The sequence below is a fragment of the Pseudomonas sp. TMB3-21 genome (assembly GCF_054898145.1).
In genome coordinates, this window is the sequence record NZ_CM142718.1 from 1 (window position 1) to 17,172 (window position 17,172).

General features: G+C 57.1%; 18 protein-coding genes and 1 pseudogene. 7 read left to right on the top strand and 12 right to left on the bottom strand.

All coding sequences use genetic code 11. From position 1 onward, the window contains the following. Positions 1-255: 255 nt before the first annotated feature. Positions 256-726: an RNA methyltransferase gene (locus ACYZTS_RS00005; protein ID WP_010462134.1), complete on the top strand. Its 471-nt coding sequence runs from the start codon at positions 256-258 to the stop codon at positions 724-726. 90 nt (positions 727-816) lie between these two features. Then, positions 817-1,194 (top strand): YgaP family membrane protein, encoded by a 378-nt coding sequence (locus ACYZTS_RS00010; RefSeq protein ID WP_028621855.1) that lies wholly within the window; start codon positions 817-819, stop codon positions 1,192-1,194. Between the two features lie 88 nt (positions 1,195-1,282). Here ACYZTS_RS00010 and ACYZTS_RS00015 read toward each other — a convergent pair whose 3' ends face one another. The 6 genes from ACYZTS_RS00015 to ACYZTS_RS00040 form a co-directional block, all read right to left on the bottom strand. Next, on the bottom strand, positions 1,283-2,512 hold the full coding sequence (locus ACYZTS_RS00015) for a hypothetical protein (protein WP_461993074.1): 1,230 nt from the start codon (positions 2,510-2,512) through the stop codon (positions 1,283-1,285). Between the two features lie 19 nt (positions 2,513-2,531). Next, positions 2,532-2,981 carry a YcgN family cysteine cluster protein gene (locus ACYZTS_RS00020; RefSeq protein ID WP_028621857.1) on the bottom strand — a complete coding sequence of 150 codons (450 nt, stop codon included), beginning with the start codon at positions 2,979-2,981 and terminating at the stop codon, positions 2,532-2,534. Between the two features lie 109 nt (positions 2,982-3,090). Further along, positions 3,091-4,023: a D-2-hydroxyacid dehydrogenase gene (locus ACYZTS_RS00025; protein ID WP_461993076.1), complete on the bottom strand. Its 933-nt coding sequence runs from the start codon at positions 4,021-4,023 to the stop codon at positions 3,091-3,093. A gap of 120 nt (positions 4,024-4,143) precedes the next feature. Beyond that, complete coding sequence (locus tag ACYZTS_RS00030) at positions 4,144-4,437, bottom strand: YcgL domain-containing protein (RefSeq protein ID WP_007898694.1); 294 nt, start codon at positions 4,435-4,437, stop codon at positions 4,144-4,146. After that, on the bottom strand, positions 4,434-5,567 hold the full coding sequence (rnd, locus tag ACYZTS_RS00035; RefSeq protein WP_461993078.1) for a ribonuclease D: 1,134 nt from the start codon (positions 5,565-5,567) through the stop codon (positions 4,434-4,436). The genes ACYZTS_RS00030 and rnd overlap by 4 nt, the downstream gene beginning before the upstream one ends. 106 nt (positions 5,568-5,673) lie before the next feature. Then, on the bottom strand, positions 5,674-7,056 hold the full coding sequence (locus ACYZTS_RS00040) for a glutamine synthetase family protein (protein WP_461993080.1): 1,383 nt from the start codon (positions 7,054-7,056) through the stop codon (positions 5,674-5,676). A 385-nt stretch (positions 7,057-7,441) separates the two neighbouring features. On the opposite strand from ACYZTS_RS00040, the pseudogene ACYZTS_RS00045 reads away from it, so the two are divergent. Then, a pseudogene (locus ACYZTS_RS00045) lies at positions 7,442-7,711 on the top strand (LysR family transcriptional regulator); the annotation flags it as partial. Positions 7,712-7,757: 46 nt separating this feature from the next. Here the strand turns inward: ACYZTS_RS00045 and ACYZTS_RS00050 are convergent. The 4 genes from ACYZTS_RS00050 to ACYZTS_RS00065 all read right to left on the bottom strand — a co-directional run bounded on the left by ACYZTS_RS00050 (position 7,758) and on the right by ACYZTS_RS00065 (position 10,242). After that, positions 7,758-8,123: a 5-carboxymethyl-2-hydroxymuconate Delta-isomerase gene (locus tag ACYZTS_RS00050; protein ID WP_028621862.1), complete on the bottom strand. Its 366-nt coding sequence runs from the start codon at positions 8,121-8,123 to the stop codon at positions 7,758-7,760. A 57-nt stretch (positions 8,124-8,180) separates the two neighbouring features. Next, a complete protein-coding gene (locus ACYZTS_RS00055; RefSeq protein ID WP_461993082.1) occupies positions 8,181-9,107 on the bottom strand; it encodes a LysR substrate-binding domain-containing protein in 927 nt (308 codons plus the stop codon). 140 nt (positions 9,108-9,247) lie between these two features. Further along, positions 9,248-9,439, bottom strand: coding sequence for a YegP family protein (locus ACYZTS_RS00060; RefSeq protein WP_461993084.1), 192 nt, complete (start codon positions 9,437-9,439; stop codon positions 9,248-9,250). A 377-nt stretch (positions 9,440-9,816) separates the two neighbouring features. Next, entirely contained in the window at positions 9,817-10,242 is a 426-nt protein-coding gene (locus ACYZTS_RS00065) for a hypothetical protein (protein ID WP_461993086.1), read from the bottom strand. Positions 10,243-10,977: 735 nt separating this feature from the next. Here ACYZTS_RS00065 and ACYZTS_RS00070 point away from each other — a divergent pair. Genes ACYZTS_RS00070 through copD form a run of 4 tightly spaced genes read left to right on the top strand, consistent with a single transcriptional unit; the run spans position 10,978 to position 15,006 of the window. Then, positions 10,978-12,714 (top strand): copper resistance system multicopper oxidase, encoded by a 1,737-nt coding sequence (locus tag ACYZTS_RS00070; RefSeq protein WP_461993088.1) that lies wholly within the window; start codon positions 10,978-10,980, stop codon positions 12,712-12,714. A 10-nt stretch (positions 12,715-12,724) separates the two neighbouring features. Beyond that, positions 12,725-13,612, top strand: a complete 888-nt coding sequence (locus tag ACYZTS_RS00075; protein WP_461993090.1) for a copper resistance protein B — start codon at positions 12,725-12,727, stop codon at positions 13,610-13,612. Between the two features lie 56 nt (positions 13,613-13,668). After that, positions 13,669-14,052: a copper homeostasis periplasmic binding protein CopC gene (gene copC, locus ACYZTS_RS00080; RefSeq protein WP_461993092.1), complete on the top strand. Its 384-nt coding sequence runs from the start codon at positions 13,669-13,671 to the stop codon at positions 14,050-14,052. A 3-nt stretch (positions 14,053-14,055) separates the two neighbouring features. Continuing rightward, positions 14,056-15,006, top strand: a complete 951-nt coding sequence (copD, locus tag ACYZTS_RS00085) for a copper homeostasis membrane protein CopD (protein WP_461993094.1) — start codon at positions 14,056-14,058, stop codon at positions 15,004-15,006. Between the two features lie 234 nt (positions 15,007-15,240). Here copD and ACYZTS_RS00090 read toward each other — a convergent pair whose 3' ends face one another. After that, positions 15,241-15,588 carry a LexA family protein gene (locus ACYZTS_RS00090; RefSeq protein ID WP_461993096.1) on the bottom strand — a complete coding sequence of 116 codons (348 nt, stop codon included), beginning with the start codon at positions 15,586-15,588 and terminating at the stop codon, positions 15,241-15,243. Between the two features lie 110 nt (positions 15,589-15,698). Next, positions 15,699-17,042 carry an O-antigen ligase family protein gene (locus ACYZTS_RS00095; protein WP_461993098.1) on the bottom strand — a complete coding sequence of 448 codons (1,344 nt, stop codon included), beginning with the start codon at positions 17,040-17,042 and terminating at the stop codon, positions 15,699-15,701. Positions 17,043-17,172 lie beyond the last annotated feature (130 nt).

Sequence of the window (17,172 nt, forward strand, 5' to 3'; positions counted from 1 at the left end):
GTAATCCAACGGGGGAGCGCGCCTGCTCGCGATTGCGGTGTGCCAGTCACCTTTGTTCAAGCTGACACTGCGCAATCGCGAGCAGGCTCGCTCCCACAGGCCTTTCGGTGCACATCGTATGTGGGACCGCCCTGGCTCCAGAGTGGGAGCTAGCCTGATGGCGATAGCTATGGTTCAGGCGCCGCCGATCTCAACCGAACACCCCTCCCCCAATCCCCGTATAATCGCCGCTTTTCCCCCGAAGGCACCCCGCTCGTGGCAGACAAACGGTATAGCTGCATTGGTTTGTATAACCCTAAATCACCGGAAAACGTTGGCTCGGTAATGCGCGCCGCCGGCTGCTATGGCGTGGCGTCCGTGTTCTATACCGGCAAGCGCTACGAGCGTGCTGCCGACTTTGTCACCGACACCAAGCGGGTCCATTACGACATCCCGCTGATCGGCATCGATGACCTGAAAAAAATCTTGCCGCTGGGCTGCGTTCCCGTTGCAGTGGAACTGGTCGAAGGCGCTCGCTCGCTTCCCGAGTACACGCACCCGGACCGCGCGCTGTACATTTTCGGCCCGGAAGACGGCTCGCTGGATAAAGAGATTCGTGACTGGTGCGAAGATGTCGTCTACATCCCGACCACCGGTTGCATGAACCTGGCTGCCACGGTCAACGTCGTGCTTTACGATCGCATGGCCAAAGGCCTGAATACCCGCTCCGGGGCAAAATTTCGCTGAGCAACGAATATTCGATGGAACAAGCCGCCCGCCGCAGCAGTCAGCTAATTATCTATTCTTGTAGCAGCCCTTTTCGCCAGGAGACAGATCATGACCGACTTCAAACGCGTAGAACCTATCGAATCCACTCCGTTTCAGACTCATTCCGAGCGCAACGTCCACGGCTGGGAACGCGCTGGGTCTCTGGCGGGTGGCGTGGTGATGATGGGCAAAGGCCTGCGCCGCGGCGGCATTTTCGGCCTGATTCAGCTCGCAATCGGCGGCGTGGCACTGGCACGCGGCATTACCGGCCATTGCTCGGCCAAGAGCCTGCTGGAAAAGAGCCGTCATGAGATGAACACCGTGCGCGCGAAAATCGAACGAGCTGGTGATGATCTGACCCGATTGAAGGCAAACGCGGAAGCGGCGACCAGCACTGCGACAGTCACCGGCAATGATTCGCTGACTTCGCCCAAAACCGGCATTTAAGACAAAAAAGATCGCAGCCTGCGGCAGTTCCTACAGGGATTTAACGCCCCAGTGTAGGAGCTGCCGCAGGCTGCGATCTTTTGATCTGTCACTGGATCAGATTGCTGTGCAGAACCGCCGATGAGCTTCCTAGAACACTTTCGGCGAGCCCAACGAATGCCTCCGTGTCCACATTCTCGAGTCGCATCGCCCCGCGCATCACATCATCCAGTGAGCGCTTGTTGCGTGTCTTCAGGCGGATCTCCCGATCCAGTTCCTGCAGCAGCAACACTGCTTTGGCCACCTGCCCCGCATCAACCTGCTCCCCGCGCAACGAGCTGACCGTGCGGCTGTCTTTGGCCATCCTCGCCTTCAGGCTTTCATAGCGCTCATCACTCATCCCCCCGGCACGGCGCAGCAATTCGATGGCGTAGTATTCGGCCAGCCCCTCGCTGATCCAGTCGCTGCGATGTTCATCGTTAACCCGGCCCACTACCTGCACCAATTCACGCAACAATGCGCTGCTGCCACTTTCGCTGACCAATGGCAAACGACTGTTCAGAGAGACCGATTCCCGCCCGGCCAGGCTGCCGCGCCACATCGGATCATTGGTGCCAACGATCAACAGTTTTCCAGGATGGCGCGGGAACACCGCCTGCACTTGCGGCCAGACAAAGGTCAGCAGGGTCAGCACGTCCATGCGCCGCATGCCCTGCCCGCGCGGCGATGCAACCGTGATCTCGGTTTCCGCCAGACGCGTGCGTCGGGTGCCCAAATGACCGGCCAGCATCCAGCCCGTGGGGCGATCAAACAGGCGCGAGACATTGTCGATGCGGAAGCGATTCTTGCCAATTCGCGGCCAGGCGGTTTCGACACTTTTCCAACCGCCGGGTAATTCGAACTCCAGGCGCGACACCAGCTCAATGCCGTCCTGTTGATCAAGCCGGGCCGGCGGGACCAGATCATCGCCGCGCATCAACGCCCAGTTCGAAGTCATGCGTGTGTCGAAGCTGCCGTTTTTACGGCCATGGCTGATATGCACGCGGTACGTCAGGCTGGCCTTGTCGACGGCTGGCTGCCAGACACCGCGCGTTGACTTGCCCGGCGAGAGTTGCCATTGGCCGTCAGCCTTGAAATCGCTGTAACGACTGCCATCGCCCAGATCAAAATCCAGGCTTCTGACCGCCGAGCCTTGCGCCAGGGTCAGGCGCACTTCCGCCTGATCGCTTTTCGGCAACAAACGTACGTGGTAATCCAGATCGACCTTTTTCGCCGCCCACACCGACGAGCCCACGGCCAACAGCGCAGCGGCCAACCCCAGCCGTAATCCCACAGCCATATACACTCCGTTGTAAATTTCAGCCCGCGCGGAATATCAGGTGGTCTTCCCAATCGTCTTCGGCCACGCTGCCTTCGGCGAGCATGCGTCCTGATTGTGAAATTCGTTCGTGGTGCACGGCGTCGCGATCGCCGCAGACCAAGTGATGCCACAGCGGCAGGTCCTTGCCTTCGCTAACCAGCCGGTAGCCGCAGGTCGGCGGCAGCCACTTGAATTCATCGGCCTTGCCCGGGGTGAGCTGAATGCAGTCCGGCACGAAATCCCGACGGTTCGGGTAATCGCTGCACTGGCAGGTTTTCAGATCGAGGAGTTTGCAGGCGATGCGCGTGTAATAGACGCTGTTGTCGTCTTCATCCTCGAGTTTTTGCAGGCAGCACAGGCCACAGCCGTCGCACAGCGATTCCCATTCCTGCTGATCAAGTTGATCGAGGGTTTTGCGTATCCAGAACGGTTCGACTTTGGCGGCCATGGCTCGAGCATCAACATCAAGGTGGTGAAAAGGCCGCCAGTCTAGTGCCTGGGCCCGTGTCGGCAAAAGATTGGCGACTGCCGGTAAACTCGGCGATGAAAAAGAGCCTTCAATACCCGCGATTGAAATCCACTTCGCCGCGCAATGCTTCGCCCGCCTGATAGGCCCGCAGATTCTCGACAAACAACTTCACCATCAAAGAGGGCGAGGTCGGTGCCGAGCTATGGCCGGTCAGCAGCAATCCCCAAGCCGTCCAGAACGGATGGCGTTGCGGCAACGGCTCCTGCCGGCAAACGTCAATGACCGCGCCCGCCAGATGCCCTTCTTTCAAGGCTTCGACCAGATCCGCATCGACCACCGCGACGCCGCGCCCGACGTTGATGAACAACCCGGTCGGCTTGAATTGCTTGAACAGTGCCGCGTCGTACAGGTCGTGAGTCGTCGGTGTGTTCGGCAGCAGATTGATCACATAATCCACCTCACCAACCAGACGCGGCAGATCGGCCAGCGTTCCCACTTCGACAAATGGCGCCAGCTCTCGCGCTTCGCTGGCAATACCGTACAACTCGACGCCGAACGGCAGCAAAAAGCGCGCGACGGTCTGGCCGATGTCCCCGGTGCCAACGATCAAAACTTTGCGCCCGGTCAGGCTCTGGCCCTGGCGACTGTCCCACTTGCGCTCAACCTGGCTGACCAGACGCGGCAGCACCTCGCGCTCATGGCCAAGCATGTAGGTCAGCACGTATTCGGCCATTACCTGACCAAAAATTCCTACCGCCCGTGTCAGGCGATAATGCCGTGGCAAGCCATCGGCCAACAGCGGCGTAATGCCGGCCCAGGTCGACTGCAGCCATTGTGGCTGGTGCCCCTGACGCAGCAGGGTGGCCAGCAAGTCCGGCTGACCCAGCCAGATCGGACAATCCGCTGCCTGACGAGCCAGCTCGGCAGAATCACCGCTGGTGAGGACTTCCAGATCGGGTGCTGCCTGGCGCAGCAATTGGGCGTACACAGGGTGATCGTGTTCAGCAATCAGAACGCGCATGGTTCAAACCTTTCAAAAGCAGTGCAAACGGCCGCCGGCGGAGCAGCGCTCCAGCGCAGCGGCCATCGCCAAAATCATTCCAGTGTTTCAGGCAGATTCTGAACAGAACCTGTCTGCCGATCACATCGGATCGTTGCGCCGCAGCAATTCTTCCGGCAAGTGCTCAATGTACTCGTCCTCGGCCGGCGGCATTTGCAGGTGGTAGCCCTGCTTCTCGAGGTTTTCCAGGACCACGGTGATGTCCTCCCGCGACAGCTTGCGCTCAGGCGTCAGCACCAGATCGAAGGCGTGATGCGGTTTGCCGAACGCGGCCATCAGACTTTCCGGAACGCGCTCCAGTGCATCGCTTTTGAGCACATAGAGGTACATCTCGTTTTTCTTCAGGCTTCGATAGATGGAGCAAATACGTTTCAAGGCTGTTCTCCGGGGGTGGCCAGGCTGTCGAGCAGCGCTTGGCCCATCAATTCGCGGCGCCAGCCACGCAGCGAATCAGGCAGTTGGTAAGGACCGTCGGGGAAGCCGCTCTTTAGCAAGGCTTCCAGGGTTTTCTTGCGCAGCATCAGTTCAGGCGCGATATTCAGGCGCTCGGCTTCGGCCTGACCGATTGCGCGCAGTTGTTTGACTACCGCAGCGGCTTCCACCGGCAACGGCTCCGGCACAGCGGCCGGCCATTGCTCAGGCGGTACATTACCGGAGCGTTTGATCAGATCCAGCAGAAATTCACCGTCCTGACGCACGGTGCGCGGGTGCATGTCTTCGATTTTTGCCAGTGCGCCGAGGTTGTCTGGCTGAGTTCGCGCGAGGGGCCACAGCGAGTGCTCGCGCACGATGCGGTTGCGCGGCAGATCACGGGCGCGGGCTTCACGCTCGCGCCAGGCGCAAAGTTCACGCAGCACGGCAAGTTGCGCGCGGGATAGCTTCCACGCGAGTTTGACGTCGCGGTAGACCTCGTAGGGATCGACCTCACGACGCAGGTTGGCGACCAGCTCGGCGCCGTCTTCCAGGACCCATGCGTATTTGTCGTCAGACAATTTCGGACGCAGCTGTATGAAAACTTCCGCAAGGTGCAAAGCATCTTCGGCGGCGTAGCTGATCTGCGTTTCCGACAGCGGACGTTGCAGCCAGTCAGAGCGGGTCTCGCCTTTGGGCAGGTCGATGCCGAGCACTTCCTGCACCAGCCGCGAATAACCCATGGAGAAACCGAGGTTCAGGTAAGCGGCGGCCAGCTGCGTATCGAACAGCGGCGCCGGCAGGCTGCCCGTCAGGCGCAACAGCACTTCAAGGTCTTCGCTGCACGCATGCACGACTTTGACGACAGCCGGATTTTCCAGGAGAGCCGACAACGGTTGCCAGTTATCGATGGTCAACGGGTCGATCAGGTAAGCGCGTACGCCATCGCCAATCTGCAGCAGGCCTGCGATCGGGTAAAAGGTGTCGACCCGCATGAATTCGGTGTCGAGGGCAACGAATGGCAGCTGTTGCCACTCGGCGCAAAACTGACCGAGGCTATCGTTGTCGCGAATCCAGTGAATATCGATGGCCACACGGCTCTCCCTTGAAGAATGGCGCGCAGTATATATCGCTACCGACGACTTCCGCGCGCCCACTCATTCATTCTTTGCCGCAGCCAGCGAGCGTGCCTGGAACGTTTCAGGCCTGATGCAGATACCAGCGCCAATCCTGCTCACCGACTTCGCCCATGAACTGTCGATACTCTGCTCTCTTCACGGCCAGATACACGCCGAGGAATTCACTGCCAAACGCTTCCCTCGCCCAGCTCGACCCTTCCAGTGCGCGCAAGGTGGTCAGCCAGTCGGTCGGCAACAATTCCGTAGCTTGGGCGTACCCGTTACCTTCAACGGGCGCACCCGGGTCGAGCTGTTCGCGGATGCCACGATGAATGCCGGCCAGAATGGCTGCCGCCGCCAGATAAGGGTTGGCGTCGGCCCCGCAGATGCGGTGTTCGATATGCCGGGAGAACGCCGGACCGCCGGGCACGCGCAAACTCACGGTGCGGTTGTCCACACCCCACGTGGCCGCCAAGGGCGCATAACTGTTGGTCTGAAAGCGCCGGTACGAGTTGGCGTTAGGGCAGAACAATAGCAACGAATCGAGCAAGGTGCTGAGCATGCCGCCCACCGCCTGCCTGAGCAGCGGTGTGCCATCCAGCGCTTCGCTGGCAAACAGATTGTTGCCGTCCTTGTCCGCGAGGCTGACGTGCATGTGCATGCCGGTGCCCGCCAGATCATCAAAAGGTTTGGCCATAAAACATGCGGTCATCCCGTGTTTATGCGCCACACCTTTGACCAAGCGCTTGTAGCGCACCGCTTCGTCCATCGCTTGCAACGCATCGCTGCGATGTTCCAGGGTGATTTCAACCTGCCCCGGCGCGTATTCGGAAATCGCCGTGCGCGCCGGAATGCCCTGCAATTTGCAGGCACTGTAGAGATCGGCGAGGAACGGTTCGATCTGCTCCAGTTCACGCAAGCCATACACCTGTGTCCCGCGAGGCCGGCCGCCATCAACGTCCCGCGCCGGTTGCGGCCGGCCGTTGCTGTCACGTTGTTGATCGAGCAGGTAGAACTCCAGCTCCGCCGCCATGACCGGGTAGTAACCATCGGCCTGAAGCCCTTCGATGACGCTCGCCAACAAATGGCGCGGGTCGGCGATGGTTGCCGGCATGCCCTCCTTGGGGTGCATGCTCACCTGAACGGCTGCAGTGGGAATCAGGCGCCAGGGCATGCGCGTCAAACTGCCGCTGATCGGGTACGCCCGGCAATCGATATCGCCGACATCCCAGACCAGACCTGAGTTTTCCACGTCGTCGCCATTGATCGTCAAACCGAGAATGGTGCTCGGCAACGGCCGCCCGCTTTCATACACCGCCAGCAATTCATCTCGATGCAACAGCTTGCCCCGAGGCACGCCGTTGTTGTCGATGATAAACAGCTCGAACATTTCGATATCGGGATGCTGCTCAAGAAAAGTCAGGGCTTCTTGCTTTGTGGCGAAGGAGGTCGTGGCGCAACTCATGGGAATTCTCTGCTTGATACGTCAGGCATCTGCACAACGCGATGCCGAGTTGTCCGGCGCTCGGCGCGGGACCTGTAGGACCACTCAGTGGAGAAGACAGGAATCGGGTGGGCGCGCGTGGCGACAGTGCCACAACGCCCAGAAGGCGAGCTCGGAGGGTAAAGCGACTGGACAAGCGTCCATAGGGAAAACCGCAGCAGGCAGATGAGCTGCAGCGTCACACGGAGAGATGGGTCGTTAAAGCGGGATTTGAAGAACCTTGGTTGAGCAATGACTAAACAAATGTCGAAACGTGGAGTAAAGCATTCACTTGGCACCATCGTTTCGTTTACGATCAGCTACACCACTTGCGCATGAAGCGCGATGACCTAGCGGGACAGAATGGATGCTGAACAGTAACTTGCTTAGAAAACTCGACATGCAAGACTTCCTGGTCTTCCTCGCCGTGCATGAGCAACGCAGCGTGACCAGTGTGGCAGACACGCTATGTGTCAGTCAGTCAACCGTCAGTTACTGCCTGAAGAAGCTTCGGAACAGTTTCGAAGATGAACTGTTCATCAATACTCGCGCGGGCATGCGACCGACTCCCAAGGCCTCCGCCATGTATCCCCACGTTTTGAAAATGATCGAATGCATCAATCAATGTCACGCCGGGACGTAGTCGCTCGTCCTGACGCGACAACTGGGGCAAGGCTTGCAGCTCAGTGCCCGATAGCCACTTTGCTGTAAGACTCGCGATCAATGTCCAGCAGTTCCACCGCCAGCTGGACCTCGACGCCTGCAGGCCACTGACAAAGATCCTGCACCACCGCCAGCAGGCTCTCGGACAACTGCTTTTTGATCTGCGGCGAGCGTCCGCTAAGCAAAGCGAGCTTCACGTGCACAAACGCGCGCTCGCTCATCGCAGTGCCGACCTTGAAGGTTTCAAGCTTCACCGCACGGCTCTTGATGTCGAATTCGGCAGCAAATTGTCCAGAAGCCACCAGCGCATTATTCAGCCTGATCAATGCCACATCGGCATTCAGATCAGACAGATTGGCGGTGTATTCCATGTGCAGATGAGGCATGAGTCGGCTCCTGAAATTGGGTGGAAGGGGCGTACATATAACACAGCATTGCCCCGATCACTCGGGCAACGGCAAGACGGCACGCTCACTCATGAAACTTTCAAGGCGCGAGCGCAGCCAACGTTCAGCGGGATCGGTGTCGACGTGACTGAGCCAGACCATGGACAAATCCAGTGTCGGCGTTTTGAACGGGAACGGCTCCTTGAACAGCAGACCGGATGCGGCCATGGCAGCGGCGGTGTAATCCGGCAGGCTGGCAATCAGATCAGTACCGGCGAGCAAGGCAGGCAACGCGCTGTATTGCGGCACCGACAGCACCACCTGGCGTGTCCGCCCGATTTCCGCCAGCCATTCATCGGCGTAGCCGCTGACATTGGCGGTGTGAGAGACCAGCACGTGCGGGCGTGAGCAATATTCATCGAGCGTCAACGGCGTGTCAGAGGCATCGGCACGCAACACACTGGGCTGGATATGCCGCAACAATTTTCGCTTGGCGTTGGCCGGCAACCCGCGCGTCTGGCTGATTCCTACGGTAATGTCACCTGAGGCGAGCAAATCCGGAATCCGCCAATAATCGACATGCTGCACAACAAACACCACTTTGGGCGCCTCCTGACGCAGCGCTCTCAGCAAGGGCGGCAGCAGTCCGAATTCGACATCGTCCGACAGCCCGATGCGAAACGTCATGGTGCTGCTGGCGGGGTCGAAATCGTGGGTCAGGCTCAAGGCAATCGACAACGAGTCCAGCGCTGGCGACAGATACTGAATCAACTCCTCTGCCCTCGCCGTCGGCTCCATCCGGTGGCCGACACGAATGAACAGCGGGTCATTGAACAGGGTACGCAAGCGGTTAAGCGCCGAGCTGATGGCTGGCTGACCGAGAAACAGTTTCTCCGCCACCCGCGTGACGTTGCGTTCATGCATGAGTGTTTCAAACACCACCATCAGATTGATATCGGCCTTGCGAAGCTCGTTGCGATTCATCCGTTAACCCCATCCCAGAACTACCGACAGTTTAGGTAAGCGGCGCAAGTGGCGTCTATGCGACCTAAACAGTAGATCTTCAACCCGATGAGAGGGTCATGAAAAAGCTGCTCAATCCGAGCAGCTTTACGGTGTTCAATCTAGATTTCCTTGATAGGTGTCTGTTCCTGAGTTCCCTTGATCAAGCTGATGGCGTGCACGCAGTCCGCCTTGTTGGTGTAGGACTCGCCGCTGGCAATCGTCTCATGATTGCCAGCCCTCAGACGCCAGCGCCACTGGCCTTGTCCTGTCCTGGGGGTGCCTCGGGTTTGCCGATAAATCTCAAAATACATGGTTCGCTCCTTGCGATAGGTAATGACTGCAGATCGGGACCTGCGAACCCAGAGTAGATGAAGTTTTGAGGAGGCAAGGACATTCAATGTCAGGGGATATTTCGCCCTGCATAGCAGCTTCTGCGGAGTAACCAGTAGGCACGAGGCCTGGAGAAAAGCATGACAGGCGGGAGTAACTTTTCCAGGGAACAGGCTTATCTTTCCTACGCAGTTGCAATGGTTCGGCTGACGCCCTATTCGTCGAATTCCGCCATGCGGCGGCTTGAAAAAATGCTCTGAACAAGTCGGGCGAAAACGAAGAAGCCCAGTAGATTTTCATCTACGGGGCTTTCTGTGCCTGGCCAAATAGAAGCCTAGGTGAGTGACTCAAAAATTAATCATTTTCCTGCGTCAATCTTGATCACCCCAGCAATTTGTTTGAGCAACCTTATAACGCACACGGCGTATCCTAGCGCAGCGAATAGAAAACCCACTGCGCCACCAGCCCCCACTTTCACCCAAACAAATGATGAGCAAATGCAAAACACCGCAACCACAGTTAAGGAAAAAACAACGAAGCACTTCAAGAAAGGCTTCAAATTAAAACATTTGCTCAGATAAATCGCCAAACTGTAGAACGGTAAGACGAATAACGTACCTACCGCCGCAACAACCAGCAGAAACATCGATGCAGGACCATCTTCACCAGCCGAATAATTCAGACTATGGATAAAAACTGCCACCCAAGGAATCAAAGTCACCACGTTAAATATCAAAATCGAGAAAACGGAGTCGTTTACCATAAAATTGTTTTGGGCTGCCAATGCATCGTCCTCACTTGAAATTAACGACTAAAAAGACAAAAGGGGCGACTGCATTGATGTTAAGTGGTGGCAACGTCACTCCATTAGCCATGATACCCTCCTTGGGTTAAATAATGAGCCCGCCATTTAACGGCGCCCGCCAACTAGATAATCACCACACCCAAAAAATCGCAATGCGAAACCGCGCAAGAAAATGTACGAAACGTCCTAACAAACTGTAGCCCGCGCACACCTTTTAGTCTCAGCGTCCGAGCTGCTCCGTATTGCGGCTGAATCCTTAATTCGCTTAACAACAGGTTCACATTCTCACTCAAGCTAATGCTCGATCAGAATATCGTTTTGCTACTCACCTATGCGTCATGCGCTGGATGATTTCTTATCAACATGGCGTTGTATTCCAAGTTGTTGCACAGAGCTACTGCCAATCCTGTAAAACCAAGTAACTCGACTATGACCAAATTCAGAATAATTCCTTGTTCCATTCCGTAATGGTGACAGTTGCTCAGGATAGCGGTGCGCCAGAAGCCCCTGCCCTATGATCGATGCGCATGCTCACTCAGAAACAGAAACGCGTAAGGCAGAATCAGAGTGAATCACGGCCAGAGCTGCGGGCGAACCTGACAAAACCGTAATCTTTCGCTCAGCCTTCTGAAAGGTTGTACCCATTACCCTCTTCATCGAACTTGGCAGTATCTCCTGCTTGCTCTGTCATCCGACTGACTGGAACAAAGCGCCATGCAACCTGAAACATCAAGACGAACCTTCGTAAAGGGACTCGCCGCCGCCGGGATCCTCGGTGGCCTGGGGCTATGGCGCACACCTGTCTGGGCAATCACCAGCCCCGGCGAGGCGCATGTCCTGGCCGGTACTGATTTCGACCTGTTCATCGGCGAAACCCCGGTCAACATCACCGGCAACCCGCGCACCGCGATGACCATTAATGGCGGCCTACCCGGGCCCCTGCTGCGCTGGCGTGAAGGCGACACGGTCACGTTGCGAGTGAGGAACAAACTCAACGCCGACACCTCCATTCACTGGCACGGCATTCTGCTGCCGGCCAACATGGACGGTGTGCCAGGGTTGAGCTTTCATGGCATTGAACCGGGTGGAATGTATGTCTATCAGTTCAAGGTTCGGCAGAACGGCACTTACTGGTATCACAGTCATTCGGGGCTTCAGGAACAGTCTGGCGTTTACGGCCCGTTGGTAATCGACGCCAGGGAGCCGGAGCCGTTCCAGTACGACCGCGATTACGTGGTGATGCTGACCGACTGGACCGACGAAGACGCAGTCGGCCTAATGCAGACGTTGAAAAAACAGTCGGATTACTACAACTACAACAAGCGCACCGTGGGCGACTTCATCCACGACGTCAGTGAGAAAGGTTGGGATTCCACGGTCGCAGATCGAAAGATGTGGGCCGAAATGAAGATGAATCCCACGGACCTGGCCGACGTCAGCGGCGCGACTTACACCTACTTGATGAACGGCCAGTCGCCTGACATGAAGTGGACGGGGATATTCCGGCCCGGCGAGAAACTGCGCCTGCGTTTCATCAATGGCTCCGCCATGACTTACTTCGACATACGCATTCCCGGTCTGAAAATGACGGTGGTCGCCGCGGACGGTCTGCACGTCAAACCGGTGAGCGTCGACGAATTTCGCATCGCGGTGGCGGAGACTTTCGATGTGATCGTCGAGCCGACCCAGGATGCTTATACCTTGTTCGCCCAGTCGATGGATCGCACTGGCTATGCCTGGGGCACGCTGGCAGTGAAGAGGGGTGTGTCCGCGCCGATACCACCACTGGACCCGAGGCCTCTGGTGACCATGGATGACATGGGTATGGGCGGTATGGATCACGGTAGTACGGGCGGCGACATGACGGGCATGGATCACAGCCAGATGGCAGGCATGGATCACAGCGGCATGGCTGGAATGGGCGAAATGCAGTCCCACCCCGCGACCGAAAGCAACAACCCGCTGGTGGACATGCAAGCCATGACCACTTCACCCAAGCTTGATGACCCTGGCCTCGGCCTGCGTGACAACGGTCGTCGGGTCCTGACCTATTCCGACCTGCGCAGTACCTTCGAAGACCCGGACGGCCGCGATCCCGGCCGCACCATAGAACTGCACCTCACTGGCCATATGGAAAAGTTCGCATGGTCATTCAACGGCGTGAAATTCTCCGATGCCGAACCGCTGCGCCTCAAGTACGGCGAGCGAGTTCGCATCGTGCTGGTCAACGACACGATGATGACTCACCCCATCCATTTGCACGGCATGTGGAGCGATCTGGAAGACGAGAACGGCCAGTTCATGGTGCGCAAACACACCATCGACATGCCGCCAGGCTCACGGCGCAGTTATCGGGTGACGGCCGACGCGCTCGGCCGCTGGGCCTATCACTGCCACCTCCTGTACCACATGGAAATGGGCATGTTCCGTGAAGTTCGCGTGGAAGAATGAGGCGCTACCCATGATCAGGATCACTCCGATTTCTTTGGCGCTCGTGACCGCGAGCCTGACACTTTCCCCGGCGATGGCCGCCACGGACAACATGCAGAACATGGACCATACCCAGATGCAGGGCATGGACCACAGCCAGATGCAAAGTATGGACGATGGCCAAATGCAGCCTGCCGCGCCGACCGAAAGCCGCACGCCGATCCCGGCGTTGACCGATGCCGATCGCGCCGCTGTGTTCGTCAGCCCGGGTGGACATAACGTGCACGACTCCGCGCTCAACACTTACTTTCTCGCAGACAAGCTTGAATGGCAGGATGCCGATGCCGGCAGCACCCTGGCCTGGGATATCTCCGGCTGGGTCGGGGGAGACATCGACCGCCTGTGGCTGCGATCCGAAGGCGAACGCACCAATGGCAAGACCGAAGAGGCCGAAGTCCAGGCACTGTGGGGCCACGCCATCTCACCGTGGTGGGACGTGGTAACAGGCGTTCGGCAAGATTTCAAACCTGGCGCTTCCCAAACCTGGGCGGCGTTCGGCGTGCAAGGCATGGCGGTGTACAACTTTGAGACCGAGGCCACAGCGTTCATCGGTGAAGGTGGTCAAACCGCCGCGCGACTGGAAGGCGACTACGACATCCTGCTGACCAACCGACTCATTTTGCAGCCAACGGCCGAACTTAATTTTTACAGCAAAAACGACCCGCAACGAGGCATCGGATCCGGTCTGTCCAACACAGAAGCGGGCCTGCGACTGCGTTATGAAATCCGTCGAGAATTTGCGCCTTACATCGGCGTGACCTGGAACCGCACCTACGGCAAGACAGCTGATTATGCCAACGACGACGGCGAGGATCGTAATGAAGCACGACTCGTCCTTGGCGTTCGGCTGTGGTTTTAGAACGCGTCAACTTAACGATCACAATAAATACCGCTCGAAGCGGTGAGAGGTCTTGTATGCGCCCCATCAAAACCACCGTTGTTGCCGTCGCACTTTCCACCGGGCTGCTGCTGAGCACATTTGCTCAGGCGCACCCGAAATTGCTCTCTTCTACCCCGCAGGAAGGCGCGGACGGCCCGGCCCCCGGCAAGATCGAACTGCACTTTTCCGAAAACCTCATGACCCAGTTCTCTGGCGCGAAACTGGTGATGACCGAAATGCCCGGTATGGCCCACGCCCCGATGCCCATGAAGGCCAAAGTTTCCGGCGGCAGCGACCCGAAAACCATGGTTATCACACCCCTCTCTCCTTTGCCCGCCGGCAGCTATAAAGTCGAATGGCGCGCAGTGTCATCAGATACTCACCCGATCACCGGCAACGTTACGTTCAAAGTGAAGTAATTGATGAGCGACTGGGCCAGCATTGCCCTGCGCTTCGGCTTGTACCTGGATTTGATGCTGTTGTTTGGCGTGGCGCTTTTCGGCTTGTACAGCCTTAAAGGACGAGAGCGCGTATCGGGTACCGTGTTGCCATTTCGGTCGCTGGTGAAGGGGACGTCGGCGCTCGGCGTGCTGGTGTCTGTCGCCAGCATGGTGATGATGGCGAGCTCCATGAGTGGAGAGTCAGATTTCGCTGAGCTGCGTCCACATATCGACATCATGGTATTTGAGACGGACATAGGGCTGGCCTGCGTCGTGCGAATCATCGCGTTGATCGTTGGCGGTTTAGCGGTGATACCCCTTCAACGTGCGCCTGGCCTTAGCTTATCGGTCGCAGCTATTGCCGGGGGTGTCGCCCTCGCAAGTCTGGCTTGGAACGGTCATGGGGCGATGGATGAAGGCAGTCGTCGTTTTTGGCATTTTGCAACTGACATACTGCACCTGCTGGCAGCTGGAGCCTGGCTCGGCGCATTAGTCGCATTGGCCTGGATGGCAAGGCTCGACACGCTAAAAACCGAAGAGCGCATCAGATTGCTGGCTCGGGCCATCACCCGATTCGGATCGGTGGGCGCTTTGATCGTAGTCGTCATCTCGGTCACTGGCGTGGTGAACTATCTGTTCATCGTGGGCCCAAAACTCGATGACGTATACCTCAGCACCTATGGAGCTTTGCTGATCATCAAAGTGGTGTTGTTTGCCGGCATGCTGGTGCTGGCCGCCTTCAACCGGTTTCACCTTGGCCCGTTTTTGCAGAGGTCATTACGCAAGGACCAGTATCAGGCGGTTGCTAATTCGTTAAGGCGCAGTGTGTGGGTTGAATTATCGGCGGCGGTTTTAATTGTGGGGCTAGTGGCCTGGTTGGGAACCCTGAGTCCCGAAATGGACATAGCATCCCTAAACGAAAAAACCCCGTAACTCATTGAGTTACGGCGTTTTTCTATGTATGGCGGAGAGATAGGGATTCGAACCCTAGGTACCGGTGAAGGTACAACGGATTTCGAATCCGTTTTCAGCCTAAATGATCGTTGACGCTAAATCTTGCGGACCCTTTGAGGGCCTCACTTTCAACGCATACCGACACAACACCAATCCACATCATTTGGGGGAACCATTCCCCCGAATTTCCCCCAGCGCAAAATTCCATGGGCGCTAGGTGCCGCCGACTGAGTGATCACGGATGCTGTGCGTGACCACACCCCACACCTCAAAGGTGTCGCCTTCGAGGATGTGCCGGTCTGGGTAGCCTCTGTTGGCAGACCTTAGGACAGGCCGGCCGTGGAGGTAGCTAAGAAACTTCACAGCCGGCTCTTGGTTGATCACGCCGATCACCATGTTTCCAGCAACCGGATCACGCCCTTTGTCTACCACCAGCAAATCGCCACTGAACACACCGGCGTCCTTCATGCTGTCGCCCTCACACATCACCAGGTACGTGCCTGGATCTCGGACGTTCAGCATTTCATCAAGAGAGATTTCAAGGTGGTCAGGGGCGTTCATGGCGGCTCAGTACTGTATGTGCAAACAGCAGTCTATTCCAATTCCGATGCGAGCATGTGTTTCTGCCGACGAAAAAAAACCGCCCGAAGGCGGTTTCCGTAGCTCAGTGTTTAAACTTTCTTGCGAGCCGCGAGCATGCCGAACAGGAAGAAAGCCAGCGCCCCAGCGCTCGGGACTATCAGGATGTCCCAGGCCAGCGCCATCGGTCCGAACGCCATCAACACGGCAGCCCAAGCGAAGAATCGCTCAGCTGATGCACCGCTGGACTTTGTGCGGGTGATAGCTGACTTCAGGTTGAGCAGGATCATTGCCACGAATGGTATGAAGAAGATCAGCCCACCTTTCCATAGCAAGGTGAGGTAATAGACGTGCGTCGAGCTGTTCGCTTCCAGCGCCGGCGTCATGCCTTCAGAGTTGTAGCGACCGTACCCACCGAAACCGTTGCCTATGAACGGGCTCGCTATGACTTCTTTCACGCCCGCGATAGCGAGTTCAACGCGGCCAGTTGCGAACTGGTCGGCCTTTTCCACCATCTGTTTAGTGTCTTCTTTTTCATCCGTACCACCTGAGTCACCAGGCACGCTAGGCGCACTCGAAACACCAGGCTCCTCATAGCCGGATAGGACTTCGATAGAACTTACCAGGCGGCTTTCGCTCATCCCTCTTACATACGTCACGCCGAAAGCCATAAGCATTGCGAGGACGGCAGCGCCGCACATGAGCCGGGCTGAAGCATTGCGGAGCGCGTAGACGATTACCGAACCGAGAATCCACACCAACAGGATTTGGGCGCTGCGAGAGTCGCTACCGATAATAAGGAAGGTTGCGCAAAACAGCGCGATCCAAATCACGGCAGACACCGGCCTGCTCGCCTTACCGCCAATGAGTGTCCCGCACAGAATCAACGCTTGCAGGCACACCAAGTGTGCGAGGCTCAAGACGCCAAACGTTGCAAAAACCGGGAGGCCGAAGAACTCGGCGTTCATTGCGGCAAGCCCTAGCGGTCCGACATATATGCGGACGGCTTGCTCTAAGAAAAATATCCGAACTGTAACAAAGATCAGAAAGAGCGCTGAAAATAGAGAAAGCCAATAGAAGACCTTCGCAATGTCGTGCTCTTTCGATACGTATTTGCCAAGAAAGATAAACGACGGAGCAAACATGATAAGAATCAGCGAAAAAACATGCCGTACCATTTCGCCATCAGGAGACAATTTGCTAGCGGCTACGATTGAAACCAGCCCAAGAACCATAGCCGAAATATAAGCTAGCCCTGTACGACCGAAGTTCATCAGGAAAGCTATCCCAATCAGCGGTGCTAGCAAAAATGCTGGGTTAATGTCGTAGCCCATCAGTGAGAACATCACAATGGGTAGTGACATAGCCGCGCCAATAACGGGAACAAGTATCCCCCTGTCAGCATTTATAGAATTGATCTTCTGCGCAACAGACATTCTAACCCTTCCTGGATAGATAAATGAGTTGATGCAAGTCCACGAGGAGGAAGCCAAGCGGCCATGCACCAGCTCTAAAAACCGCCGGCAAAGCACTGCGCAAGGTTGGGAACCTTGGTGAGCGTATTGT